The organism is Candidatus Nitrospira salsa, assembly GCF_965152625.1.
In genome coordinates, this window is sequence record NZ_CBCUCO010000005.1 from 457,374 (window position 1) to 482,424 (window position 25,051).

19 protein-coding genes and 1 pseudogene are annotated in these 25,051 nt (G+C 43.6%); 2 read left to right on the forward strand and 18 right to left on the reverse strand.

Going from position 1 to position 25,051, the window contains the following annotated elements:
* Window positions 1-231 precede the first annotated feature (231 nt).
* The 3 genes from ACWQXP_RS22540 to ACWQXP_RS22550 all read right to left on the reverse strand — a co-directional run bounded on the left by ACWQXP_RS22540 (window position 232) and on the right by ACWQXP_RS22550 (window position 3,983).
* The gene (locus ACWQXP_RS22540; RefSeq protein WP_454065133.1) at window positions 232-1,638 is read right to left on the reverse strand and encodes a glycosyltransferase; all 1,407 of its coding nucleotides are present in this window, start codon (window positions 1,636-1,638) and stop codon (window positions 232-234) included.
* Window positions 1,639-1,788: 150 nt separating this feature from the next.
* A complete protein-coding gene (locus ACWQXP_RS22545) occupies window positions 1,789-2,958 on the reverse strand; it encodes a hypothetical protein (RefSeq protein ID WP_454065134.1) in 1,170 nt (389 codons plus the stop codon).
* Between the two features lie 131 nt (window positions 2,959-3,089).
* Complete coding sequence (locus ACWQXP_RS22550) at window positions 3,090-3,983, reverse strand: hypothetical protein (RefSeq protein ID WP_454065135.1); 894 nt, start codon at window positions 3,981-3,983, stop codon at window positions 3,090-3,092.
* A 120-nt stretch (window positions 3,984-4,103) separates the two neighbouring features.
* Here ACWQXP_RS22550 and ACWQXP_RS22555 point away from each other — a divergent pair, with 120 nt between their 5' ends.
* Entirely contained in the window at window positions 4,104-5,783 is a 1,680-nt protein-coding gene (locus ACWQXP_RS22555; RefSeq protein ID WP_454065136.1) for an MBOAT family O-acyltransferase, read from the forward strand.
* Between the two features lie 86 nt (window positions 5,784-5,869).
* On the forward strand, window positions 5,870-6,901 hold the full coding sequence (locus tag ACWQXP_RS22560; protein WP_454065137.1) for a hypothetical protein: 1,032 nt from the start codon (window positions 5,870-5,872) through the stop codon (window positions 6,899-6,901).
* A gap of 117 nt (window positions 6,902-7,018) precedes the next feature.
* Here ACWQXP_RS22560 and ACWQXP_RS22565 read toward each other — a convergent pair whose 3' ends face one another.
* The 15 genes and pseudogenes from ACWQXP_RS22565 to ACWQXP_RS22635 all read right to left on the reverse strand — a co-directional run bounded on the left by ACWQXP_RS22565 (window position 7,019) and on the right by ACWQXP_RS22635 (window position 24,378).
* The gene (locus ACWQXP_RS22565; protein WP_454065138.1) at window positions 7,019-8,188 is read right to left on the reverse strand and encodes a glycosyltransferase; all 1,170 of its coding nucleotides are present in this window, start codon (window positions 8,186-8,188) and stop codon (window positions 7,019-7,021) included.
* Window positions 8,189-8,490: 302 nt separating this feature from the next.
* Window positions 8,491-9,444 carry a hypothetical protein gene (locus tag ACWQXP_RS22570; RefSeq protein ID WP_454065139.1) on the reverse strand — a complete coding sequence of 318 codons (954 nt, stop codon included), beginning with the start codon at window positions 9,442-9,444 and terminating at the stop codon, window positions 8,491-8,493.
* A gap of 365 nt (window positions 9,445-9,809) precedes the next feature.
* Window positions 9,810-10,601, reverse strand: a complete 792-nt coding sequence (locus ACWQXP_RS22575) for a class I SAM-dependent methyltransferase (RefSeq protein ID WP_454065140.1) — start codon at window positions 10,599-10,601, stop codon at window positions 9,810-9,812.
* Window positions 10,602-10,890: 289 nt separating this feature from the next.
* Window positions 10,891-11,814 (reverse strand): glycosyltransferase family 2 protein, encoded by a 924-nt coding sequence (locus ACWQXP_RS22580; RefSeq protein ID WP_454065141.1) that lies wholly within the window; start codon window positions 11,812-11,814, stop codon window positions 10,891-10,893.
* 163 nt (window positions 11,815-11,977) lie between these two features.
* Window positions 11,978-13,189, reverse strand: coding sequence for a glycosyltransferase (locus tag ACWQXP_RS22585; RefSeq protein WP_454065142.1), 1,212 nt, complete (start codon window positions 13,187-13,189; stop codon window positions 11,978-11,980).
* 200 nt (window positions 13,190-13,389) lie between these two features.
* Window positions 13,390-13,477 (reverse strand): annotated as a pseudogene (locus ACWQXP_RS22590) (acetyltransferase); the annotation flags it as partial.
* A 648-nt stretch (window positions 13,478-14,125) separates the two neighbouring features.
* Entirely contained in the window at window positions 14,126-14,851 is a 726-nt protein-coding gene (locus ACWQXP_RS22595) for an SDR family oxidoreductase (RefSeq protein ID WP_454065143.1), read from the reverse strand.
* A gap of 46 nt (window positions 14,852-14,897) precedes the next feature.
* A complete protein-coding gene (locus ACWQXP_RS22600; protein ID WP_454065169.1) occupies window positions 14,898-16,202 on the reverse strand; it encodes a DUF4910 domain-containing protein in 1,305 nt (434 codons plus the stop codon).
* Between the two features lie 35 nt (window positions 16,203-16,237).
* Complete coding sequence (locus tag ACWQXP_RS22605; protein WP_454065144.1) at window positions 16,238-17,479, reverse strand: methyltransferase domain-containing protein; 1,242 nt, start codon at window positions 17,477-17,479, stop codon at window positions 16,238-16,240.
* Window positions 17,480-17,790: 311 nt separating this feature from the next.
* Window positions 17,791-18,345, reverse strand: a complete 555-nt coding sequence (gene rfbC, locus ACWQXP_RS22610; RefSeq protein WP_454065145.1) for a dTDP-4-dehydrorhamnose 3,5-epimerase — start codon at window positions 18,343-18,345, stop codon at window positions 17,791-17,793.
* Window positions 18,346-18,412: 67 nt separating this feature from the next.
* The gene (gene rfbF, locus ACWQXP_RS22615) at window positions 18,413-19,186 is read right to left on the reverse strand and encodes a glucose-1-phosphate cytidylyltransferase (RefSeq protein WP_454065170.1); all 774 of its coding nucleotides are present in this window, start codon (window positions 19,184-19,186) and stop codon (window positions 18,413-18,415) included.
* 86 nt (window positions 19,187-19,272) lie between these two features.
* A complete protein-coding gene (locus ACWQXP_RS22620; protein WP_454065146.1) occupies window positions 19,273-20,073 on the reverse strand; it encodes a PIG-L family deacetylase in 801 nt (266 codons plus the stop codon).
* A 42-nt stretch (window positions 20,074-20,115) separates the two neighbouring features.
* Window positions 20,116-20,754 (reverse strand): class I SAM-dependent methyltransferase, encoded by a 639-nt coding sequence (locus tag ACWQXP_RS22625; protein WP_454065147.1) that lies wholly within the window; start codon window positions 20,752-20,754, stop codon window positions 20,116-20,118.
* Window positions 20,755-20,962: 208 nt separating this feature from the next.
* The gene (locus tag ACWQXP_RS22630; protein ID WP_454065148.1) at window positions 20,963-21,916 is read right to left on the reverse strand and encodes a hypothetical protein; all 954 of its coding nucleotides are present in this window, start codon (window positions 21,914-21,916) and stop codon (window positions 20,963-20,965) included.
* Between the two features lie 110 nt (window positions 21,917-22,026).
* Window positions 22,027-24,378, reverse strand: coding sequence for a fused MFS/spermidine synthase (locus ACWQXP_RS22635; protein ID WP_454065149.1), 2,352 nt, complete (start codon window positions 24,376-24,378; stop codon window positions 22,027-22,029).
* Window positions 24,379-25,051 lie beyond the last annotated feature (673 nt).

The following is a 25,051-nucleotide window of genomic DNA, read 5'->3' on the forward strand; positions in this document are numbered from 1 at the left end:
TTGTCAGATGTGTTTCATATCAATCGACTTCACCATCTTATGCAACGCATGACCACATGCCTGTCTTGAGTCCAAACATTAACCTTAGGAGAAAAAAATCAATCTCACGCTTCGGAATGAAAAACGACGTTAGCATATATTCGGAGGAAGCTCTATTTCTCAACAGTTTCCTCTGCGTCGATACTTTCTTGATAGTTCCAAGAACATCTGCATTGTTCAAAAATTAAAGGGCTAAAAGTCTTCCGCTAAACTCGGAGGCGGACTCACCGTACCAGACCGAAACGGTGTTTCCGCCATCTCTCCGTTCAAGGCCCTGATCAGTGCTAAGGTTTGACTTTCGGCAGAATAATTTTCACAAGTAGCTCCACTTGGAAGAAGTGCGTCTAACGTCCCAGCTTCCCACGAGTCGAATACCTGCTGAATAACTCTAAGAATTTCGTTAGGTGAGTCGACATCCGCAAGTGTAGATACACCAACATGATCGAGTATTTTACGGGTTTCATCGTGTGGGAGAATGCCAATAATCGGTCGTCTAGCTTTGAGATATCCGAACAATTTGGCTCCAGCCACCAGCTCATGCCCTTTCCTATTCGATTCGCGTCCCAGAATAAGAAAGGCATGAGCATTTTTCTGGAGACAAAGAATCTCGGCATAGGACGTTGAAGGCCTCATCGTCACGATATCAGAAAGTCCAAGGGTGGCCACCTTATCTTGAAGTGCAACGGTCCCCTCACCAACAAACATCACATGGATTTGGTTCGCCTGAAACGGAGAGGTTTTCTTCAGAAGAGACAAGGCCTGTAAGAATGTGTCATAACGATAGGTCGTTAACGTTCCAGTATATAAGATCGTACATCTTTCACCTTGAGGAGTCTCAAAATCATCAATGGCGCCATCGTATCCATTTGGAATGATATGAATTCTGGAATCATCCACTGCTCCTGGGTAGACCCGCTGAAAACACTCGGCAACGGTATCAAAGAGAAAGACAACAGCTTGGGCTCGTTGTAGCAATCGATACATTGTCCGACGAAAAAAATGGCTCACAAGTTTTGGCCGTATAAGTTCAGTCGAATAATAATTCAGCCCCCACGGATCGCGAAAATCCAACACATAAGGAATCCCAGTCTTCTCTGATACCTGTAAAGCGACAAGACCTGATGACAATGGACCCACCGTCGCCCAAATCACGTTAGAATGTCGTGAGGCACATAAGCGTACTGCAGACTTCACCGCTGGGCGAATCCAAGGTCGTGCCATATCGGGCAAGTAATAACACGCTTCAACCTTCCTGAGTACTTCGCGAACTCGTGAACGAAATGGAGCGTTATGTATCGCAGAGACTTTCTCTGACAGTCCTGACGAGCCCTTTGAAAGCATAGCCTGTAATCGCTGCCCCCTCCAAGCCTGGATCGCATGCCAGATATTGCGTCCGCGCACACGACTCACATGTATCTCCTGAGGAACCAGCGAAAGAAGCCCTCGATCATATCGTTCATAACAATAAGGATCGGCTGACACGATGCAGACATCCCATTTCATCTGAGACAATGATCGGACAAATCGAAGAGGTCGATAGCTACCGGCATTTCCTTCTGGAGGGAAAAAATAGGCAATCATGAGTACTGACTTTCTCACAACGACGTTCCACGAACAATACGATTAACTTTTTCACTGTTGCTTCCTAGAATATTGTACGATCTGAAATGTCCGAGAAGGAGGGCAATTGGGATCTGAGCTATTCGGATTGGAAGATTGTTCACAAGACACATTTTCAGTGACAAAGAATCAGCCTCGTATTTCTTGACAAATTTTTTGATAATCAACAGAGAGAACCTTGGGATCCCTAGAGCATCGTGCGCGTTGAATATTAAGAACCTGCTGATGATAACGATCAAGGTCCATTTCCTGCACGATACGCTCAACAATAGATTTCAATTCCAAATCCGTACTAAACAAATATCCAATATCACCGAATTCGCAAAACATGTTTTCGAATAATTCAATTCTTCTGGCTATCAACGGTTTTGCCCATGCTAAAGCATCCAGTAACGTCCCACTTGCCGTCAGTTGGTAATGTTTGGCCACATACGGAAAAATGATAAAATGCAGCCGACTCACCTTATGAATATACGTTTTCCTGCTCAATCGCTCGACCCCTGGCTTCGTGACCAATGCCTCTATCTTGCCATCAACAGATCCGTCTGAGGGAACCCGGCCTATCGCATGAAACTCTGCTTGATCCCCATATTGCTCAACAGTATCCTGAGCAAGTTTCACGAACACAGGAAACCCTTTCGATTCATTCGCGAGCCCTAAAAACCCAAAATGGACCGGCGGCCGTAGGGTATCAGGACGTAATTCAACCTCGTGAGGAGGTAAAGGATGGGGAAGCACATGGACTCGTTTCTCGAGGATGGGAATATTTTTTATGAGAACCGTCCGTAAACTTTTTTCGAGTACGATATATTGAAGATGCTCATTTCCCAGAAGGGTAAAGGCTGTGTTCATTTCCTGAAATCGACGAATTGGATGTCGATGACGTGGCCCAATCACTCCTCCTAGATATCCATGCAAGACGAACTGTATGTTGACATCGCCATATCGAAAACGCTTCAACAATTTCAGGACAACAAGCGTTGCGGGCTTTGCATGAGTAACAAGTAACAGATCTGCTGGCCCGTCACGATTAATTTGAAATATGGGCTGTAGAACCTTAAACTCTCGAATGAATCTCGTAAAATAGGATGCATCTGCTGGAAGAAGTGCCAATTCTTGCCAAACAATCGACCTGGATAGTTCTTCACCAACTTGTTTCTTCAGCTCATGTATATGCTCCGAAGCTCCGACGAAACACACGGACTCAAGTGGGAAAGCGGTCCGGACAATGGTTAACAATCCAGCATTGAAGGGAACATGCCCACCATCACTGAAGACCAGTTCTGAAACAATAATCATGAGAATTTAGGCCTATAGACCAAAAAAAATCGCATTAAGTTTTTCAGCAATCATCCGTCTTCTACCACCCTCTCTATGATTCTTGCTTGGGTTTCAAGGGGTTGGATCAAGAGACTCATTGGAACTGTGCGTTACACCTCGTACCACGTAAATAGCTTTGCGTTCGGCCATCGCTCTGTTCGAGCCAATTGACTATACGGATCATCGACGCAGGACTCGACCGTCACTTCTGGGAAAAATTCTTCTCCGACACCGTTTTTCATAAAAAATGCATTAAATCCAAATCTGTGAGCACCAATTAAGCGATATCCCTTTTCTTTGCCAAGTTTGCACATCGCCGCCAATGATGCTCCACGATAATTCTCAGACTCACAAACAAACGTTGGGTCATAGGGTACTGTCCATGCCTTGTCGGGTGGGATAGGATTGGCTGTTTCACACACCACGACTTGTGGCTCAACCACAGCAATAGCTTTCCAAATCCAATAATCTACGCCATCGACATCAAGGCTCAATAGATCAATGGCACCTTTTGCACCAGAACGTTCGATAACTTCGTTTACATTTTCAGCTGTGATCCATGCAGTGGTATAGCGAGGCGGATATAAAAATGTGTCCTTATTTTTGGAAAAAAACTCTTTTCCGGCATTGACATGATTTTCATCTCCATCAAATAAATATCCCCACCAGCCATGATTAATAATCAAATTCGCTGTATTACATTGTCGGCCATAGGCAGCGCAAATTTCCACACATTTTCTATTGATGGGAGGAATAAGGGAAAATATGTATAGTAATATTCCATCTTCTTCAAATTGTGAATATTTCCGGAACCCGACGTCTTTTAAGTTTGGCAAATGGTCCCTTCCGTGGAACGCTTGCAATCGATACTGATTCATCAAAACTTTTTGCGCTGCAGCTTCATCGCTTCTAAAACTCAATTCAGCATTTCGATATAATTCATCAATAATTGGTCGCACAAAACGTTTTTGCAATTTTCCATACAGACGCCTCAGTGCATTCATCACTCCCCCACTTTTTTATAATTCTTGATTCACGCAGTGCGTTAAGTCTGGCTACTGTTTCATTTCACCTTACCGCTCCGCCAGCCAAGACGAATTACGCACCATGCAGGAATCTCTGTAATGCTGTTAAAGTCCCATGTGTTTTGTCCATGGGATTATGGCAATATTTGCGACACTAATTCTGTCAAAATATACTACAAACGGTTAGGTAAATACCCTTCGACTCATCCCCAACACTTTATGCTTTTCAATTCATATATTTTCATCTTTCTCTTCCTGCCCATTACCGTCATTACCTTTTATTTGTTGGGGGGACATGGTCAAAATCGACTTGCCCTCGCCTGGCTTGTTGCGGCATCGCTGTTCTTTTACGGGTGGTGGAATCCAGCCTATCTTTTCATCATCATTGGCTCAATCATTATGAATTATTCAATTGGGAAAACATTGAGTCGCCAACAAGTCCATAATCCATCGATGTTACTGCTTGGAACTGGGATCACTCTTAATTTAATCCTGATAGGATACTTTAAGTATGCGAACTTTTTCCTGGAAAATATGAATGTTACCTTGGGATCACACTATTCTCTCGATCACATCATCCTCCCCTTAGGCATATCGTTTTTTACATTTCAGCAAATAGCCTATCTCGTGGACGCCTATCGAGGCGAAACCACGAATAATAGTTTTTTGCAGTATTGTTTGTTTGTCACTTTTTTCCCTCAATTAATCGCTGGACCGATTGTCCATCATAAAGAAATACTGCCTCAGTTTGCACAACGAGCAATATTCACATTCAATCCAGAAAATCTTTCCGTTGGCCTCACAATATTCACATTGGGGCTATTTAAGAAAGTCATCCTCGCGGATACGCTGGCCGGGTATGCCTCTCCCGTTTTTTCTGCAGCTGAACAAGGTGTCACACTCACATTTTTCGAAGCCTGGGGTGGTTCGCTCGCCTACACATTTCAACTCTATTTTGACTTCTCCGGCTATTCAGATATGGCCATTGGCCTTGGACGAATGCTCGGAATTCGCTTGCCATTGAATTTCAACTCACCTTACAAATCGGTCAATATCATCGATTTTTGGCGTCGATGGCATATCACGCTCTCACGATTCTTACGAGACTATCTGTATTTCCCCCTTGGGGGCAATCGTCAAGGTACGCTCTGCCAATACCGCAACCTCTTCATCACAATGCTACTCGGCGGCTTATGGCATGGAGCCGGTTGGACATTCATCCTTTGGGGAGCACTCCATGGACTCTTTCTAGCATCCAATCATGCATGGCACCAAGTGTATCAACGATATGCATTCGCTCGTTTCATCAAACCTTCACGAATTGGGAAAATCTGTTCACAAACATTGACGTTTTTGATGATTGCCTTAGCCTGGGTTGTATTTCGTGCTGAGAATCTTGAGACAGCTGTCAGTCTCTGGCAGTCAATGGCTGGCATCCATGGGATCTCACTGCCTCGCCTTTTGGGACATGCCATTGATGGGTACGAAATATGGGTGCCAGCTCAATGGATCGTCTTTGATGGTATGTTTCCTCATAATACGGCTCCCTGGGCTTTTCGCGGGACACTTACTTTGTTGATCGCCGGAGGCATCGTCTGGCTAACGCCAAACGTGGCACAAATCTTACACCACTACAACCCTGTCATACATCATGACCCACCTTCAACTCGAATCGCTTGGCATGGTTCTCCCACTTGGGCAGCTGGAATTGGCCTTCTCTTTGGCCTCTCGTTTCTCGGATTAGGTACAGCAACAGAATTTCTCTATTTTCAATTCTAAAACATGAAGTCAAACACCGTTCTTGTGAAGCCGGTTATTTTCCGCGAGATGGACGTGAAACTTCTGACATGACCGAGAACATGTAAATGAAACGGCACCTGAAGTATATGCTTATGTTCTTGGGAAGTTCTCTTGCCATTTGTGGGACCGTATTCTCCCTCAACATTTTCTTTGATCCACTATGGTATCTCCAGGGCAATCAGCTCGACGGCCTCAACTATATGTTCGATGAACGACTTTCTAAAACGAATCAATATCTAAAGCATTATCCTCAACAAGAGTACAATTGCATAATCTTTGGAAGTTCAAGAACCACACTCCTCGATGAATCCCTCTTGAAGGAACCGTATCGATGCTTTAACTTTTCTTTTTCTGGCGGACGTATCGAAGAGTTTATCGCATTTGCCAAATGGCTAAAAACAAGAGGGGAAATCCCAGATTATCTGATTCTGGGCATCGATGATTTTAATTTCATTAACCTACAAGCCCCACTTAACATTCCTGATTTCATTCAAGTTCAGTCTCTTCCTCCAAATATGCTCTACAGCTATATGTCACTCGACGCCCTCTCGATGACCATTCGACTACTGTTCCATGATGAGTATAATCCGAAAATCTACAATCACGACTTCATAGGAACGGTCGTGAAAAATCCTCCACAGTACACACCAAGCATTTCGACAAATGAGCATACAGCCAGACACAAGGCAGTACAGGATTATCTGGAACTGCAAAACCTTTTTCCTGATGCGACAGTGACTGGCTATATTCCTCCTATTTCATCTTGGGAAACTGCATCAAAAACAGATGAAGAACTCAACTTTTTTCTGGATGCAGTCTATACCCTCTCACAATCCTTTGATGCCTTGTATGACTTTTCTATTCCCAGCACCATAACAAGCAACCCGGCCACGACCTACGATGGCAGTCACTATTTCCCATTCATACAACACAAAATCACATCATTATTGAATGGTGATTCAAAAAATTTTGGTCTTCAGGTTCAGTCGTTTTCTAGGAAAGGATACAAACGGCTCTATCATCAACGCATCCAACAATTTCTGGCAGCAATTCAAAAGAAAGCAGATCACACACCGCAACAAGTACGCAATGATTAAACTAATCCACAGAATTTGGTATTCTCTTTCAAACTCCGATCAACGGCAGATGTCAACTTTTCCCCTTGCACACTACACGAAATTCTCTTTACCATCCTACTTCCCGCGTCCCACACGTTAACCCGCATCCTCGTCGTTCTGAGCAAGATACGATCGGATCCGGTGCATCACGTGGGAACGATCATAACACCGAACCGCCTGCGCTCTGGCGTTGGCCCCAAGTTGATCACTTAACGTCTTATCTCGTAATAACGTTAAACACCCTTCAGCAATTGACGCAGCCGTATCTCGGAGCAGAATATCGCGACCATCGCACAGCTCAATCCCTTCTGCTCCGATGCGGGTTGCCACTATTGGTTTCCCATAGGCCGCCGCCTCGACAATTTTCACTCGGGTCCCTGCACCAGTTAAAATAGGGGCACACACGACCCGGCTCCTCCGGTATAGACCTTCTAAGTCTTCAACAAATCCAGGAAACTCAATATTCGCTCCATGCGAGGTATACCCATTCACTCGTTCTGGATTCGCTCCGGCAATGATCAACTGCGCATGAGGCATTTCTTTTTGAACGTGAGGCCAAATATGCTCGAGCAAAAACTCCGCAGCCTCAATGTTTGGCCAATACGTGTAGGAGCCGATGAATAACAGCGTCGGTTCATCTGCCAACGGATACAGTGTTGGCATCGTGACTGCATTGGGGATCGTTACGACATTTGGCAAACGCCAATATTGTCGAAGATAGCGACGGTCTACATCCGAACAGACAAACGTGTGACGAGACAATCGTATGGCTTGACGCTCAGCCCATACGACCATGGGAATACGCAGATACAGAAGAAATCGTGAACGCCATAATGGCTTGCTCCGTGCGGTGCGAATCAATGCCACATGATCAATATCATCGAGATTCAAAAAAACGGGAGGTAACATGCGCGTTGACTTCAATAACGGACACATTGCCTGTAAGCGGTCAACGATAATGGCATCTGGGCTTCGGTTCAAACAGGCCTCAAATGCGTCAACTTGCTGCTGACCACTTATCTCATAATATCCAGGTTGATTAAAAAACCCTAGGCTCTCCCTAAGATAATTAAGCAACTTTCCTGTCTGAGTCGATGCAGCATGATATTTCCGACTTGGACAAAGAAATAGGGTGAGCCTGACGTTCCAATACTCCAAGAACGACTGTTGAATGTCTTTTACATACGAGACATCAAGAGCAAATTCTGGAGATACATAAAATAACAGATCAATCTCGGCCATTTCTTTTGCGCTATCAACAAACATACGTAATCGTTGAAAGGCACCATGTACTTTCGTATGAAAATCATTTGGAAAACTTCTGGAAATAATCAAAATTCTCATGAATCATGTACTGTTTTCAAATAAAACCACTTTAGCTCTTCCATCTGACGCCGTTACAGGAAACAGAGATGATCAACCAAAGATTAACATTGAATGATCACCGATTGGACAACACAAAGAAATGTTCTTCGATAATGAATGGAGAACGATGTCCAAACGTACAGCGAAGATTGCGGTCCCAGGTCACAATTGATATGGCGCGAGGCAGCAGGACAGAAACCACATCACCGTATGTTCTCATAAAGATGTTGAGCAACCCACTGATATTCTTTTGCACTCGGATGCGGATCAAGCTGATGAAGAATTGCCGTGCGTTCGTCTTGCATAGGCGGAACATCAATAACCTGAATATCCTCTTCAGCGAGCAATTGAATCATCACCGCTTTGGTTTGGATATCTAAAAGATCATTGCGGCGAGGCCAGAGAAGCACATAGAAATCCCCATCAAATCGTCGCTTGTATTTGTCCTTCGATTCAATAAGTATTTTGACCGTTGTTCTCATTGCACGATCCTTTGATATGTACGTCGGATTCATTTTCCCTGCAACAAATCGAAACAAGTACGAATGTTTCCATAGATTTCGATATACATAGAAAGTCCGACGAAGATCGTCTTTCCGACTGTAGGCCATTGGTCCGTGCAATTGACCATTTTGTTCATCAATAAAGAAAAATGGGTTTTCATAAGTAATACGATAGTACTCCAGCTCATACGCGGTCGATCTCGTCAAATGTGCGGCGATAAATGAATACACCGCAATTCCTTTGGTGAGGGTAATGTCGTCAAATAACTCATCACGATCCAATTGAACAAACATCGCTCCTGGTCCGAATCCATCTCCACCATAGTTGTATGAATGGTATAGATCACTCGAATTTCGTTGAAAATTAGATGGCAATGTTTGGTCTTGCGCAACACCCGAGCCGAAGGTAAAAGAGCCGCCAAAAAACAGGGCATGCTTAGACGGCTGACCTTCTATCGATATCGAATTTCTCCTGCCTTTAGGATCGAATTTATATGGAACGTTTTCAAATATTACCGTCATATCCGTATACGATGAACTCAGTGTACGTGTATTCGGTTTGTGCCAAAATGTCAGTACTGAATCTTTCTCCTTATAGGGCACGGATGACGAAAACTTCGATTGGGGTTTCGGAATTACGTAGTCTCCAACCATAAAGACGAGTTCCAATATAAAAAGCAAAAACGCGAACGACCATATTGTGAGCAGAAAACTATTTCGCTTAACGATGATTAATATCGACAAAAGAACGAATGAAAGGAACAATATCCAACCTACCAATTACGTTCACCTCCATTCACTTCAGTTGTGCACACTTCGAATTTATCCTGCACAAAACGTTTCTATACAGTCTATATTATATAGCGATAAATGTTAGGTTTCGAGATATGACCGTTCAGGCGGGAAACACGTTCACACGTCACTCGCAACCGTAGAGAGAGTGCGTCCAGTTCACGTGAGCATTGACAGTGTCACACGATAATCAGAAAACGAAATTTAACAAGAGGGTTTAAAATGACTCATGAGGGTTTTTGCAAGGCAAAACAGAGGAAGGTATATCGAAGGTTGAACTGCTTCCAATGCACGACTTGCTCATCGCACTCTAAATTGATTTCTCCACAAGATTTAAACCCATAACTGTGTGCGCAATTCAACATGGTTCGAACATCATCCTCATTGAAAATCTTGATCGGCACTCCAAAGGCCTTTTGACATTTTGTATCGACAAGATCCTTCCAATAGTCTGTGGAAGTCATCAAAATACCATCAGGCTTCAATAGCCTAAACATTTCTTTAAAATACGCATCAATGTTAACGCCATGTTCAATGACGCTCATACTGACAATGCCATCAAACGACTCATCTTGAAATCGAGAATGAGTAAGATCGCCCGGTTCATACCGAATAGGTCCTCGACGCAGGGGCTTATCAAATATCAAATCAATTCCTGTTAAGTTCCGATAACCATATTGGTATAACCAAACAAGAAGCGTTGAGTACAATGTTGCCCCAACTTCGAGAATGTGGGCATGCTTATCTGTTCGCAGTAATATTTCATCCAGCATGCTGATTCCATCCCAATTTTTGGGAGGATCACTATGAGGAATCAAGCCGCATTCCTTCACGGCCTCTAAAGCTTCGTCAACTTGCTTGTGCGTTTGCAAAGTTGAATTCACCCAAGATTTCCTCAATCTTTTGGCAGGAATTTGTGCGCCAAGACGCTTAAGGCGATTCTTAAGATGATACTCCGACGACTGCATCCATGCTCCCACTATTGTGGGCGCAACCATTTTTTTAATACATTGAATCATTTTGAGTTCTTTTCGTTAGGCGTCCTTAGCTCTATTTAGGCCATGGACCGACTTAGCAACAAACATAATTTTTCCGAGTACTGTCATGACTGAGTCAATACTCTAAACAAAGAACTTCCATCATTTTGCCTATCAACTATGATGATACTGAATGTGAACCATAGCACGAGACTCATAGATAAAAAAGTCATTTCATCACCCAACATCGACAACTCCGAAAAGCCCGTTAATGCTGCTGCATGAAATAGCTCCCTAACATGCGATACATCGACGGCTCCGACGAAAAAGACTATTGTTTACATATTCGCTTCACTAAACGCAGTGTGTTCCAAAAAGCATGAGGCAAGACATATGCATCAGGCGGATAAGCGAAGTGAAACAAGCGGTATATCATGAAAAATGTCCAGAGCCTCTTTCCCTTGGATGAAATCGTAGTGGCTCGGCGATAGTTCATCTTAGAAAAAAAAATGGCTCCTCTCTTTCTTACATAGCTGTCATGATTCGTCACCGCACACATTTGCTCTAGCAAAGCATGATAATCAAGACACCAATCCTTAACGGTGACAGAAAAGGTAATTTCTTCAGCGTGTCTTCGAAAACTAGCCTTCACATCTTCGATATCAGCTCGCCCAAATTTATGTGCCATATAGACAATCGCCACGCCATCACTGACATGATGACGCTTTGAGTGAAAACCACCGCCTTCTTGCAGTCCCTTCGTCTGAAATAATGTATTACAGAGATACCAAGAAGTTTTATTCTCAAACCATGCAAGAAAATAATCCTTCAACGAAGAGCCATCGACCGCATTTCGATGAGAATGAATCACGTTCCCATTTGCATCGATAACCCGAACGCCAGTCCTGATGACACCCACATTCGGTGACGTATGCTCAGCCTTCATACAGACTTCAATAAAGTCTGAATCTATGACATCATCATCATGAAGCTGCAAGAAGTATATTCCCTTGGCTTGTGTTAGGCAAAAATTTGAATTGCCTAACGGACCAATGTTTTCCTGGTGCTTGAAATACTTGACGCGAGGATCACCATACTCTTTCACAACTGTTTCCGTATCATCAGAAGAACAATTGTCAGAAACTATAATTTCAAGATTCTCGTATGTTTGTGCAATCGCACTCTCCAGCGCTTGCGGCAAGTATCCATGTGCCCTGTTATATGTAGGAATTCCTATTGTGACTAACTTAGACATGATTGCATCAGCTTACCCCTACATTTTCTTGGAATAGGAACTAGACCTTTTGCCTTCAGATTTGTCTCTATTGTCAACACACGTTGAAATACGTTCAGCTGAACAATTTTCTGACCATTCCAGTCTTATATCTCACAACCCTACGTGATTCGACAGACAACTTTTAACTGGTCGCTTCAATAAATATTTTTTCGATCTTGCCCACCTCTGTTTTCACATTGAAATCCTTTTCGATTTTCTTCCTACCTTCTTTACCCATTTTTCGACCAAGATCTGGTCGATTAAATATTCGTTCAATCGCAATAGCAATGGCTTGAGCATCACCAGGGGGGACTAATATGCCGCTGACTTCGTCAACCACCAATTCCTCAACTCCACGAATATTTGATGTAATAACTGGAACCTGCATTGCCATGGCTTCTTTCAGTCCATTAGGCAACACATCTCCTAATCCATCTGAATCAATAATGCTGGGCAACACAAAGACGGCTTGGGATTGCAACTCCTCTTTAACCTGGGCATACGTTAAATACCCTGGAAAGTAAATATTTGGAACCTGCCATTCGTCAATTAGCTTTTCATAATGAGCCTTTTCCGGTCCTTCGCCAATTATCGTACAGATATAATCAACTTTTCGTTGATGTAAAATATGACAGGCTTCAATGAGATGCACCAATCCTTTTTCCGGATGAAGCCTCGACACGGTAATAATGGAATTCCGTGACTGCTCTGGGTTCACTGATTGAAAGAAGTCGACGTTTATCGCATCATGGATTATCTCTATGGCTCTTTCAACGTTCAACTCTGACTGCAGATAGCTTCTATTATGCTCCGCGATTGTAAATATTCGGGACGCCCCCTTTATCCTTTTGGTCTTACTCTTGGATAAGCACAGATGGTTTCCTTGCCAAATATCATGAGCCTTAAACGATAATGTATAGGGTATGCCTAGAATGTTTGACAAAAAAGTCACTTTATCAATGATCGACGGAATGGAAAACGGCGAATGAATCAGATCAATCCTCATATTAAAAAATTGCCGGATATCAAGATAGTCAACAATACCGTATTTCGGATGTGGATATTCAGTCAGAAGATACCGGAGAGCTTTCACTGTTAACCGGGGATGGACAACGAAATCAAACAACAACAATGGAATAAACGCACGATACTTTTCCCATCTCGCTGAAAGCTTAGAAAAACGATAGAATCCTTTGTCGAGTCCATGCTGTAAAAGGATAGGTTCATTGATCACTTTATGGATTCTGCTTGTTCCCTCAGCCAAAATACGGATTTCATGGCCCCGTTGCTTGAGTTCTATGATTTCATTGAATATAAAAGTTGCGAGATTGTCACATATATAGAGTATTCTCATCGTTGTTCACGTCGTACATGTTCGCGTGGACTCACCTTCATTACTTTTCTGACCGAGGTCTACGAAATAGTATCGTTAAGAAGGGTTCCGTTCAGGATATGTCATGGCAGAAGAAGATACAGAAACCCAGCCACCTCTTTCTGTATCCCATTGCTTAATAATTTTGGCCGGCGCTCCAACCGCAATGCAACGATCTGGGATATTTTTCGTAACTACGCTATTCGCACCAATAATTGTCATCTCACCAATCGTCACGCCTGGAAACACCACCACATTTTGACCAATCCAACATCCGCGCTTAATCTTAATCGGTTGAATTCGAATCATGTCTTGATATTTATATGGTTCATCGATTCGAGTGTAACCATGAAACCCATCCGTAACATTCACATTTGTGGCAAACATGACATCATCTTCAATGATCACTTCACTCATCGCAGCCACTTGTAATTGTCCCGTACTGGTTACACGACTCCCGATCGAAATTCTTGATTCGAATGACTGACTCGGCCCTTTTCTATCGGGATGCTGCATCGTAGAACCTGGATACTCGGTTAGTGCAATCAGTAAAGAATTAGGGCCCAAATAAATATCGTTTCCGAGAAATATACGATCAGGGTTAATGATATTTCGTGGCAAATCAATATTGATATTGTGAGGAATATTACCGAAACGTGGCAACAATTTTCGACCAATAATACTTTGGCATTTGGACGCGTGGCACGCAAGCAAAACGGCAGCCTTTCTAAACGTTGCCTCAATTAGTTTATTGATCATAGTAAATATAAGCAGGTTGCCTTTGTTGCACTATGTCTTTGATGCAAGGCCTTGCGTCATCAACGTCCCCCACAATATCCCTACCATCATAATAGCTATTTATGAATGCCCCTCTCACGACTAGAGAAGTAAGCGGTCAACGATTCCACCGACTCTCGTCTAAGACTTTTTCATGGGTCGTATGTGAATATCCGTTACCTCAGCTGAACTGGGCAACATCAGGAGGTGAAGGAGGGTCTCTGCAACATCACTCGGCTGAATGAGATCTTCAGGAATATATTGAGTCCCCTGTTGCTGATGAAGCCCTGCGAGCATGGGTGTGGCCGTTCGCCCGAGAAACATACTCAGAACTCGGATACCATCTTGATTCACTTCGTCCCTCAGACTATCCGTAAATGCTTTGAGGGCATATTTCATGCTTGCATATTGACTCAATTCCGCACGGGCGTGCTGCCAGATACTCGAATTCATCATAACTATCTGTCCATCACCATGTTTGATGAGTGGTAGAATTTCTTTGGTCAGGGCATAGGCCGCACGAACATTTGTACGATACTGAAGATCCAACATCTCCATGTCTATCGCCTTAATTCGACCAACCGTCAAAACACCAGCACAATGGATAAACAGATTAACATGTGAAACATCGGCCTTCAGTTGTTCAATAAATCGATCGAACTCGGCTTGTTCCGTTAAGTCTACCGGATACGATAAAACCTTTGGTGATGTTTCACGAGCCAGTGCGGCAACCGTTTCAAGTGAAGTCGTACTTCGGCCAGTCAAACACAGAGTCAAGCCTTCACCTGCAAGTGAAAGGGCAATAGCTTTTCCGATTCCACTGCTCGCCCCAGTGATCACGGCTATCTGACCCGATAAATTCTTCATATGTGTGAACCCGGAAAACTTGGCCGCGTCATCTCACATTCGTCACCTAATCTGGCAATCGTGACGCTTCTGTCGACACTTCCTTCAATAATTGGTGAGCTTCTAATCTATCAGCCGCATCTTTAATGGTCATAAATGGAATCTCCGCGCGCTCAGCGATATCTAAAAGAGAATGTTGTCCGTCGGAAAGATTTAATACCCAAAACATCGCCATCTCATGTTGTGCTCGCTCTGCTTGCCCACTAATAGCTCGATAGAGGCCCCGCCTTCCTAATTGAGGTTCACATTTGGGGTTTTGGTTAAAATAAGTTTTATTTCCCTCCAACGTTTCGAGAATCGTTCGACATTTCTCCCAGGAATCTGCAAGAGACGCGGGTTTGACAAATTCCAAATTATCCGCAGAGGTGTGGTATTCAGGAAAACACCCATTCGGCGTTCGCATAAGACTGCCGACCGGAAGATTAAATCCTGGAGAACAGTATTGTCGCTCATCATATCCGTAGGGAGAGAAATCCACGACTGTATGTGGATCAGAAAACTGTTGAAGAACTTGGCATACAATTCGATCAATTTCCGCTAAACCTTGACGACTCCTCTTATACGTGGTGGTACCAGAATCACCGAGTAGGGCTAACACTAGCCCATGCTTGATCTTGTGGACACGATCTTCGTTACGCGCCAACCACGTGATCGGGCCAATAGTGCCTGGTAAAAATACAAATCGATAGGAATACCGTCTCTCTCGAGCTGCAAGATATTTGGCTAAAAATGTGGCCACAGCAATCCCTGACAAATTATCGTTACACAAAGATGGATGGCAGATATGACAAGAAATCAGCACCTCATCAACAACCTGACCTTTCAGGTAATATTCTCCATAGGTCAGGGCTCCATCTTCCAAAGTGGAGTCAATACACACTTCATACTCTTCATCATGAAGTTCTAAGAATTGATGATGAGTCAGGCAAAATCCCCACTGTTCATTATGGTAGGAAGTCCGGTAGGGAATCCAATCCGGATGCTCGGGTAAGGTATAGAGGTGCGTCTTTAATTCGGCCAACGGGAGCGTAGCTTTCACCGGGACGCTATAACTCATTACATGTAAATTCGAATGATGAAAATCAATGATTCGTTCACCAGCCATATTCTTAATATAGGCATCGTGAATGTTCCACTCTTTGGGTACCCTCCAATCGAACGCCGGTGTTCCCGTTGGCACTTCCTGTATCGAAAGCGGAATATGAGATTCAAGTGCTTTAAGAGTCTGACGGACACCATTTCCCGTAATGCTCCGGCATATGGGATACAGCTCCTCAACCAGCTTATATAAGTCATGTCCGTGAATATCCATTAAGGCCTTTTTCCAATCATGTCGCACAAACAAACTTACGGATACACCTTCACCTCTGGTATGGGAGTTACAAATTGTCCACCCCAGTCACGAATATGTTTCATTTGGCTCATGACTTCATCTTTGATATTCCAGGGAAGAATCAACACATAATCAGGTTTCGTCTCACTAATTTTATCTGGATGAAAAATCGGTATATGCGTTCCCGGCAATAAACATCCCTGCTTTTGAGGACTTCGATCCACCGTATAATCAATAAAGTCTTTTCCGACGCCACAGAAATTCAAGAGAGTATTCCCCTTCGCGGGTGCACCATAACTCACGACCGTTTTCCCTTCGCGCTTTGCCGTGATCAAAAACTCAAGGATCTGATATTTGGTCTCCCGAACAGCTTTCACAAACGACAAATACTTAGGGAGATCTTGCAGTCCCTCACGCTCCTCCATTCGCTTGAGCGAATGAACATTTTCGCTTACCGTGAATCCTGCATCTTCGGCATGTCGTCCAAATATTCGTAGCGAACCGCCGTGAGTTGTCACCTCTTCAACATCAAACAGTGTCAATCCATGTTTGGCAAAAATACGTTCAACCGTATGAAAGGAAAAATATGAGAAATGCTCATGGTAAATAGTGTCAAACTGCTGCTCTTCGATTAATCGTAAGATATAGGGAAACTCCATCGTGACAATGCCATGTGGCTTCAAAATAATTTTGATGCCTGCCACAAAATCATTAAGTGCTGGCACATGAGCCAACACATTATTGCCAATTAACAAATCGGCTTGCTTCCCCTGTACTGCAAGTTCACACGCCGTCTCAACATTAAAAAACTTCTCAATGGTAGAAATGCCTTTTTCTGAGGCAACTTTGGCAATATTGGAAGCCGGCTCAATGCCAATAACCGGCACGCCTTTCGCTTGAAAGTATTGGAGCAAATACCCGTCGTTACTCGCGATTTCAATGACTTGACTTTGAGGTCCGAAGGCAAAGCGTTCAGTCATCATTTCAACATACCGTTTTGCATGCTGAAGCCATGAATCTGAATACGATGAAAAGTAGGCATAGTCACTAAAAATGTTTGAGGCTTTTTCAAACTCTTCCAACTGGACTAAAAGACAGTTTCCGCAAATATAGACATGGAGCGGATAGAACGGCTCCATCTTATCGTTCTGATTTATCTGAATATAGGAATTGGCTAATGGAGACATCCCAAGATCGACAAACGTATGCTCTAACGGATGTTCACAGAAACGGCAGCAGCCCACTGTAGCTGTCATAAATTACTAGGCTCCCAATTAGAAGTAATTTCGAGGAACTCTCATTCGCCTATTAGCATTCATCACGAATACAACCGTTAAAGCTCCTAGGAAAATCGATAGATGTTAAAATTTCTACATCTCAAACGTTGAGGGGGCACCGACTTTTTCAGTAACGCTCTGTTCAGGCTCGCTCTTTCAACGTTTTAATTCTCATAGAACTCATAACTGGAAACACGCCTGCAGTAGAGAGAAAACCCCAATGAAATTTATTCGATAATCTGTACCTCATACGCCACACCAACAACAGATATCTAGACTGCTAAAAGCCTCTATGAAAACCATGGAGGCTGCCTCTGATGGTAGGGAGGCCAGCTCTGGTCTTTGGCAGAAATTGTCCGACTTGCTTCTTGTGGCCAGTCAACCTGGAAAAAAGGATCATTCCAACATACCCCACCGGCCGACTCAGGACTATATGGTTTAGAGATAAAATACAAAACTTCGCTCTGATCTTCTAATGTTTGAAACCCATGCGCAAACCCTTGCGGAATATAAAGCATCTGACGATTTTCAGAGGAAAGTTTAACTCCCGTCCACTTTCGATAGGTCGGAGATGATGCTCGGAGATCAATAATCACGTCAAATATACTCCCGTGAGTACAACGCACCAATTTCGTTTCAGCATAGGGAGGGAGCTGAAAATGCATCCCGCGTAGCGTTCCTTTTTTGTGATTGAAAGACACACTACACTGCGCAAGACTTACATCCAATCCATGTGAGACAAATTCATCTTTACACCAAATGCGAGCAAAAAATCCTCGCTCATCTTCTATCTTCTCAAGCTCAAGAACCAAGGCATCATTAAGTGAAGTCTTATGATAAATCAATGCTCAATTACCTCTATCCTCTAGCCCTCGATTCTCAACACGACATCATAAGCAAACATCCTTATGCTCACGACCACACTTTCCATTTAGCTTGACCAGAACTCCATAGCTCTTCCAGCATCGTCTTTTCTTTCAGTGTATCCATACATGACCAAAATCCTTGATGTTTGAATCCCATCAATTGCCCCTTACATGCTAACTGTTCAACTGGCTCTCGTTCCCAAATCGTTTCATCACCGGCAATAAAATCAATGACGTCGGGGTGAAGGACAAAAAATCCCCCATTAATCCACCCTTCGTCTCCGATCGCTTTCTCATTAAAGCTCGATACGGCGCTTCCTTCAAATACCATTCTCCCAAAACGAGCGGGAGCATGTACTGTCGTCACCGTCGCAAGCTTTCCATGCGATTGATGGAATTTCACCAGAGCTGGGATATCAAGATCAGCGACTCCATCGCCATACGTAAAGAGAAAAGGTTCATCCTCAGACAACCACGGTTTCAATCTCCTTAAACGACCTCCTGTTAAGGTATGAAGCCCCGTATCGACAAGATGAACCTTCCAGTTCGTTTGATTCCCATCATGTATGGTCGTTTTTCCAGTGCCCAAGTCAATAGAAATGTCATTATCATTCGCGTAATAATTCAGAAAATATTCCTTGATATACTGCCCCTTGTAACCTAATGCGACAATAAACTCATTAATACCGTAGGCGGCATAAATATTCATGATATGCCAAAGTATTGGCTTTCCACCAATTTCCACCATAGGCTTTGGACGAAGTACAGTTTCTTCCATTAACCTTGACCCTAATCCTCCAGCTAAAATAACAGCTTTCATCATACCCCTCACTACGAATCTTTGATCTGTGGAACGTTCACAACTTCAAATTTGATACAACACACCCATAAATTCTTCATGGCACCTTAAACTCCCAAGAACCGCCTTAACCGTCTCGCTCGCGATTCAGAAACAACCGGCAGAGGAGGCAGGTCTGGCATGACAATCATATTGACAGGCAGAAGCGCTCCGGGACTTATACCCGTACTGCCAAAAGACATTTCTTGAAAAAATGTCTCTTGGGCCGGCCACTGCCAATCGTCATACCAGGTCCAGGTGTTGGTTCTCTCATAAACATCCAAGATTTTTCGAGCTATCATCTGATCCGTAGGCCGAGAACCCACTTCACACGCATTGACCAGCAAACTCGTCAAATGTACGGTTCGATTACTACAATAATTTGAATACACAATTGTATAGCCGAGATCTTTTTGGAGTTCTTGGATTACACGATAGACCTGCACATGTTCTTCATGTCCATACTCCCCCCAAGGATTGTGCGTAAACACGTGTTGATATCCAACGAGAACTTGAGCCAAGTGATTTCGGAGTAAGCGATAATTTTCTTCATAGTGCTCTGTGAATTTCCCATCAACCCCTTTGTTGTCAGTAAATTCTATTCCATATTCGGAAAATTTCGGATTGAGAAAATTTCTTGGACGTGAGAGTCCAAGCGACACGAGTTCTAAACATGACATTTTCTGTTTCAACGGATAGTCAGGAAGAATCTGTTTTCGCTGTAGACCAAATTCTGGGTTGACCAATTCACCCAGAAAACACAGCACCACATGATCCATCTCTAATAAAATGGAACTAAACCAAAGAATTTCATCATCTGGATGCGCGACAACCAGTATAGAATTCTTAGTTATGTCTGAACTCATCATCAAGCTATCACATCACGATCTCGCATCATATCACCCTTATGGTCAACATGATTTTGCGAAGAATTGAAATACATATTGATACTCTGGCTTCGTACTATAGCGAGAGGTAGCCAATGGAGGAAACTCAAACGGCGTAAAACGACGAAGACTTTCAGATTCCTCAAGAGGAAAAGACAACAACTCAGGGGAACCTCCCCACCCAAGTACGAATGTCCCTCCAGGACGCATATAGGAGAAGCAAACATCGAAGGCTTTTTCAACAGGCTCTCGATCGTTCAACCCATGACCCAACACTCCATTGCAGACAATGACATCAAAATACTCAGGTTCAAAGTATTGACTTAGATTTTCAAAAAAATCAACAATGTGATTCTTCCCTGCCCAGCGAGCCTGAGTTGGTTCAGGGTCAATAGTCCAATATGCATCATAATGTTTAAATAGTTTCTCGTAATGCTTCGTGTACCAATCAACTCCCACAAATAGCATCCGTGAGTGAGAACCTTGAGAGGCATAATACGGAATAATCGTATTCTCTAACACGGTTCGTGCCGGGCTATGGAATCTCGCTGGAATCCCAAGTCTTGTTTTTATGGCAATTGCCGTTGGATGGCTTCTCCACCACGTTTCACTTTCACGCAGAACATAATTCACTCGTCGCTGAATTCCGCTAATAAGCCTCACGTGATGCTACCCTTTCTGTTTTAGTTGACCGTTTCCTACTTGCTGAGAATAAAACATTTTATTAGTCCGTGAAACTCATCACCGTATTCCTATTCACGAGTGAGAAATTCGTATACATGCAAAACATTCTATCTTTGATTCTATCTCACAAAAAAATAGACTCACACAACGGACATATTTTGGCATATCATCAAGACAGAATCAGCCACTAGACCGTTAAAAACGTTTCCTCAAATGCCTGGGACAACCGAACAATGGCTATCGGGACAGGATGACCACTAATCGGTGAAGGAGGACCAGCTGGATCGTTATTCACATCCACAATGTAAATACGCTGATCGGTTCGATCTCGAAGAACATCAATTTCTCCGTAATCAAGTCTCATATTTTTGCAAAATGCATTGATTTTCGCGACTTCTTCTTTAGTCAGGACATCTGAAACATTCGCCATGACTGTTTTGGACAATGTATGTTTTCGATCCACAAGACGATCCTGAACGGGCCGATACTTTAAGTAGACAAAAGGAATCCTATTCTGAAATATTGGAACGCGCATATCCTCAACTAAGCCATCTTCAACCTCATTATGAATCAATTTTTCATAGACAAAATTCTCCCTCAGATTCTCCATCGGGCAGTCAATGACTTCCCCCAAATGCAGTCCATTCCAGTCTGATTTCATAACACATTTCCCAGAAAATGTTCTTGGATCAACTGCTAGGGAATAGCCAAACACTTCTTCGAAAACTTTACTCACACGGGTTTTACTCACATCACGACAATGCATATTCAAAATCTGTATGTCAGGCCGATCCTGTGCAAGAGACTCCAAGATTGGTTCGGGTGGAAAAATCGGATTACCGGTACCAATGGTATTGTGCCATTGAATCGCGATCTCACATTGCTCTGAGGGATCTGTCGTGATGTGAAGTCCCAAGGAAAGAAAGATCTGAGAAATAACAAAGAGAGACTGGGGTCTGTCTGGATAGCATAGAACTTTTTTTCGATCGTAAAAAACCCTAGAACATGCCTGAAGAAGCACTCGAATTTTTTGTGAAACTCTTTGGGCTGATGTTTGAGCCATCCGATGCTGATACACAGCCTGAACATATGAATACACTCGTTGCGCTCGACCCACTTGACTCGCAATATATACTCGCATTGACGAAACATTGCCCCCAATCGTTCAAACCCCGAATGGTGAATACATCCGACATTGGGCTTTTGGATTTCCCTTTTCGTTGAACACAATACGCATAACAAAACCAACTCCTACAGATGGGAAGGTGTGCGAAACTCGTTGCGTGGAAAGAGGTCACGATTCGGCTTCACCGTAGGATTGGGTGACGGTGATGGACCCTGAGCTGTTTTTAACATACTCGACATCTGCTGCGTGATTTCCTCGCCAAGGTACTTCTGCACGTGAGGAGCAGCCAGCCGGGCCAACCATTGTTCCACCTCCAATGGAATCGGTTCATTACTACCAATAAGGGCAGTCGCATCGAAACTCCAACCAAGAATGCGCCCCGGCTTGAGTTCAATAAAATATGGAAAGACTGAGCGAAAAGCCTGAAGGTTTCGTTCGCCCAACGCCCAACTCCGAACGAGTCCACCAGGCTTCAGTTTACTGGCGAGAAGCGTATAAAATTCTAGCGAATAAAGATTACCGCTATAGGCGCTCCATGGTCGAAGTACGTCAACTTCAATTAGGTCATATTGCTTGTCATCTAGCGCCAAGGCATTTCTTCCATCAGCAAAAATGATATTGACACGAGAGTCTGCAAGAAAATCATGGAGTTTGGCTAACTTGGGGGAAGACTGTTCCGACGCCATCTGATCGATCAACACTTTCTCCATAGCGGCAATTTCATATACGGTAATGTTTGTCGTCACAGCTCTGCACCCCGCCGCCCAAGCTGTCGTCCCCGTCCCAAGTCCGATCGTGGCAATTTCTTTTGGAGAAGGATGTATCAGAGCAGGACTTGCGCCATTCAGAGCAGAAATACCTCCATACGGCAAATAACTATGAGACTTTCCATTAATCGTGAGACGGTAAGCCCCGTCTTCTTTGGGACTGATCGCCACCACGCCAATCGCATCCTCCTTAATCAGTGCATTCATGTCTGTCAGACCATGAAGCCGATGCCATAACTGACTACTATTAGGCATGGCAAACAGAAGAAGGATTAATACCCCACCAGCTAGACTAAACACCCCTCGAGATCCATAAAATAATATTCCCAGGACAACAAAGAGGAGCCCAACAGCTAGCAAAAACTTGAGTGATGCCGCCGTACCCAAGACGTTAATCAGGAGAAGCCCTGCAACCAGGCTGCCTAGGACATTTCCCACAATGTTGCCAGCCTGCAACAGACCAACTTTAAACCCACTACTCCGAGGATCATCCTGTACCGCACGCTGCAAAATGCCAAAACACAACCCCATCAGCAATGTCGGAATGCCATAAAGAAAGGCCGGCAATACAATATACAAACCCACGATTCTTCGAAAATGCGTTCTAAACGCATCCGGACCAAGCGGCGTACCTTCGGCATCTAACCAATAGGTAATAAGCTTGTGATACACTGGCCAGTCTGGAGGGAAAAAAACAAGGAGCGAAACGGCCAAACCGGTATAAATCAAAAGAATACATTGGAAGACCAGAAACATCTTCAAAGGCTGACGAATACGCAAAGCTAATGACCCACCCGCGAGACTTCCAATTCCAAGACCAAGCAGAAAGATTGACAGCACGGTTCCAAATGTAAACGCTGATGACTTCACAGCCACATCAATCAGACGAAACCAGACGATTTCCAAAGAAACGGCCACAAACCCACTCAACGTATACAGCATCAGCCATAAGCCAAATGTATGACTCGCCTCAGATTCGATCCTTGTAGGATACGCATTATCCTTCTTGAAATCTTGATGAACTTGAGAAATTGGAACGACATAACTTCCAACGATAAGGGCAATAACACCCGCCAAAATATTACTGGCCGACCCAATATTGATGGCACCGTCAATCCCAAACAATCGAATAAAGACCCACGGGGTCAATAATGCCCCCAAGGCGGCACCAAGCACGTTGATTCCATAAAGAAATCCAATGGTTTTGGAGGCAATTGTCGTATCAAAAACTGCCCCTCTCGTCATAAACGGCAGGGACATACCCATCATGATCGTTGGAAGAAGTAAAAGAAGGAAATGGACAACCCCAGCGCTCCATAGATTCGAAAAAAGATAGGGATACTGTTGATAGAGAAGATCGTAAAACAAGTACGGACTGAACAGCGCAAATGCCCCGACACCCAGCTCCAAAAACGCAAAGGCAAGAAGGGCCGCAAATTGTGAGCACTTCTTGCTGAGCACTCCCCCCCAATAACTTCCAATCCCTAGGCCGGACAGAAACGCCGCAACAACCATGGCAATCGAATACATGCCAACACCACTATGAAGAACGAGAATACGCTGCCAGGCAACTTGATAAATCAGCGCAGACAGGCCGCTCATACAGAAAATGAGTCCGAGGAGACCAAGAGAAAAACCTTTAACCTCAAAACCAAACTCAGCAGTCAATCCTGTTGCTGCTCGCCCTAAATCCTGTTGTGGCTTTTCCATATACTCAGATAATGTGCCTAAATATTTACAACTATAAGTTGTTACACTTATCTTCGGTCATGTTTCTAAATGTACACACCCTAGCTATCGTCTATTAAGTCTTTGTAAATTCATGGTTGAGGAAAATTTACCGAACCGGTGGGTCGTAGTAAGGCTTAAAGTTCCGATTTGACACGGTAAGCCACAAGGTTCCCCTTTAACTCAACAGGCTTGCAATAGTCCCAGAAGGCATCTCCCCGTAAAAATTTAATCCAAGCTCAACAAATCTCCGGTTTTCCTATTGAGTTTAAGTATTTAATCAATTTATCACGCTCGCAAAGCATTCAGGATCCGATTCTGAGATTATCCAGACACTTCATATGAACTGAGTTGGGTCTCGGGTTAGGCCTTATGCCAAAATAAGTTTCCTACAATTCCTGGTATCGGACTTATTGACCAGAGTGGACTTCTTCGTCGTTGTAGGTCCTCAATCTCGCCTTTCCCTTCCTTGAGGTCTCTCATTTACCTGCGCACCTCCGTTGATAACTCTTGATTAATTTTCACGAGTACTTGAGAGAACCACTTCCGTACAATGGCTGAACAAACCAATTATCAATAACTCCTTCAAGTGCAGTGCTATTTTCAAGATCATCGAACAATCAGGAAAACCTTAGAGGTTATCGTGTTCTCTGCA

What these genes read in the sequence shown, in the direction of transcription:
- ACWQXP_RS22545 (WP_454065134.1), bottom strand. Translation starts at nt 2,958, where the DNA reads ATGATTATTGTTTCAGAACTGGTCTTCAGTGATGGTGGGCATGTTCCC.
- ACWQXP_RS22595 (WP_454065143.1), bottom strand. Translation starts at nt 14,851, where the DNA reads ATGAAGAATTTATCGGGTCAGATAGCCGTGATCACTGGGGCGAGCAGT.
- ACWQXP_RS22550 (WP_454065135.1), bottom strand. Translation starts at nt 3,983, where the DNA reads ATGAATGCACTGAGGCGTCTGTATGGAAAATTGCAAAAACGTTTTGTG.
- ACWQXP_RS22620 (WP_454065146.1), bottom strand. Translation starts at nt 20,073, where the DNA reads ATGATGAGTTCAGACATAACTAAGAATTCTATACTGGTTGTCGCGCAT.
- ACWQXP_RS22585 (WP_454065142.1), bottom strand. Translation starts at nt 13,189, where the DNA reads ATGAGAATACTCTATATATGTGACAATCTCGCAACTTTTATATTCAAT.
- ACWQXP_RS22570 (WP_454065139.1), bottom strand. Translation starts at nt 9,444, where the DNA reads ATGGTTGGAGACTACGTAATTCCGAAACCCCAATCGAAGTTTTCGTCA.
- ACWQXP_RS22635 (WP_454065149.1), bottom strand. Translation starts at nt 24,378, where the DNA reads ATGGAAAAGCCACAACAGGATTTAGGGCGAGCAGCAACAGGATTGACT.
- ACWQXP_RS22565 (WP_454065138.1), bottom strand. Translation starts at nt 8,188, where the DNA reads ATGTTTGTTGATAGCGCAAAAGAAATGGCCGAGATTGATCTGTTATTT.
- ACWQXP_RS22630 (WP_454065148.1), bottom strand. Translation starts at nt 21,916, where the DNA reads ATGCGAGTATATATTGCGAGTCAAGTGGGTCGAGCGCAACGAGTGTAT.
- ACWQXP_RS22600 (WP_454065169.1), bottom strand. Translation starts at nt 16,202, where the DNA reads ATGGATATTCACGGACATGACTTATATAAGCTGGTTGAGGAGCTGTAT.
- rfbF (WP_454065170.1), bottom strand. Translation starts at nt 19,186, where the DNA reads ATGAAAGCTGTTATTTTAGCTGGAGGATTAGGGTCAAGGTTAATGGAA.
- ACWQXP_RS22575 (WP_454065140.1), bottom strand. Translation starts at nt 10,601, where the DNA reads ATGATTCAATGTATTAAAAAAATGGTTGCGCCCACAATAGTGGGAGCA.
- ACWQXP_RS22580 (WP_454065141.1), bottom strand. Translation starts at nt 11,814, where the DNA reads ATGTCTAAGTTAGTCACAATAGGAATTCCTACATATAACAGGGCACAT.
- ACWQXP_RS22560 (WP_454065137.1), top strand. Translation starts at nt 5,870, where the DNA reads ATGAAACGGCACCTGAAGTATATGCTTATGTTCTTGGGAAGTTCTCTT.
- ACWQXP_RS22605 (WP_454065144.1), bottom strand. Translation starts at nt 17,479, where the DNA reads ATGACAGCTACAGTGGGCTGCTGCCGTTTCTGTGAACATCCGTTAGAG.
- ACWQXP_RS22555 (WP_454065136.1), top strand. Translation starts at nt 4,104, where the DNA reads ATGCTGTTAAAGTCCCATGTGTTTTGTCCATGGGATTATGGCAATATT.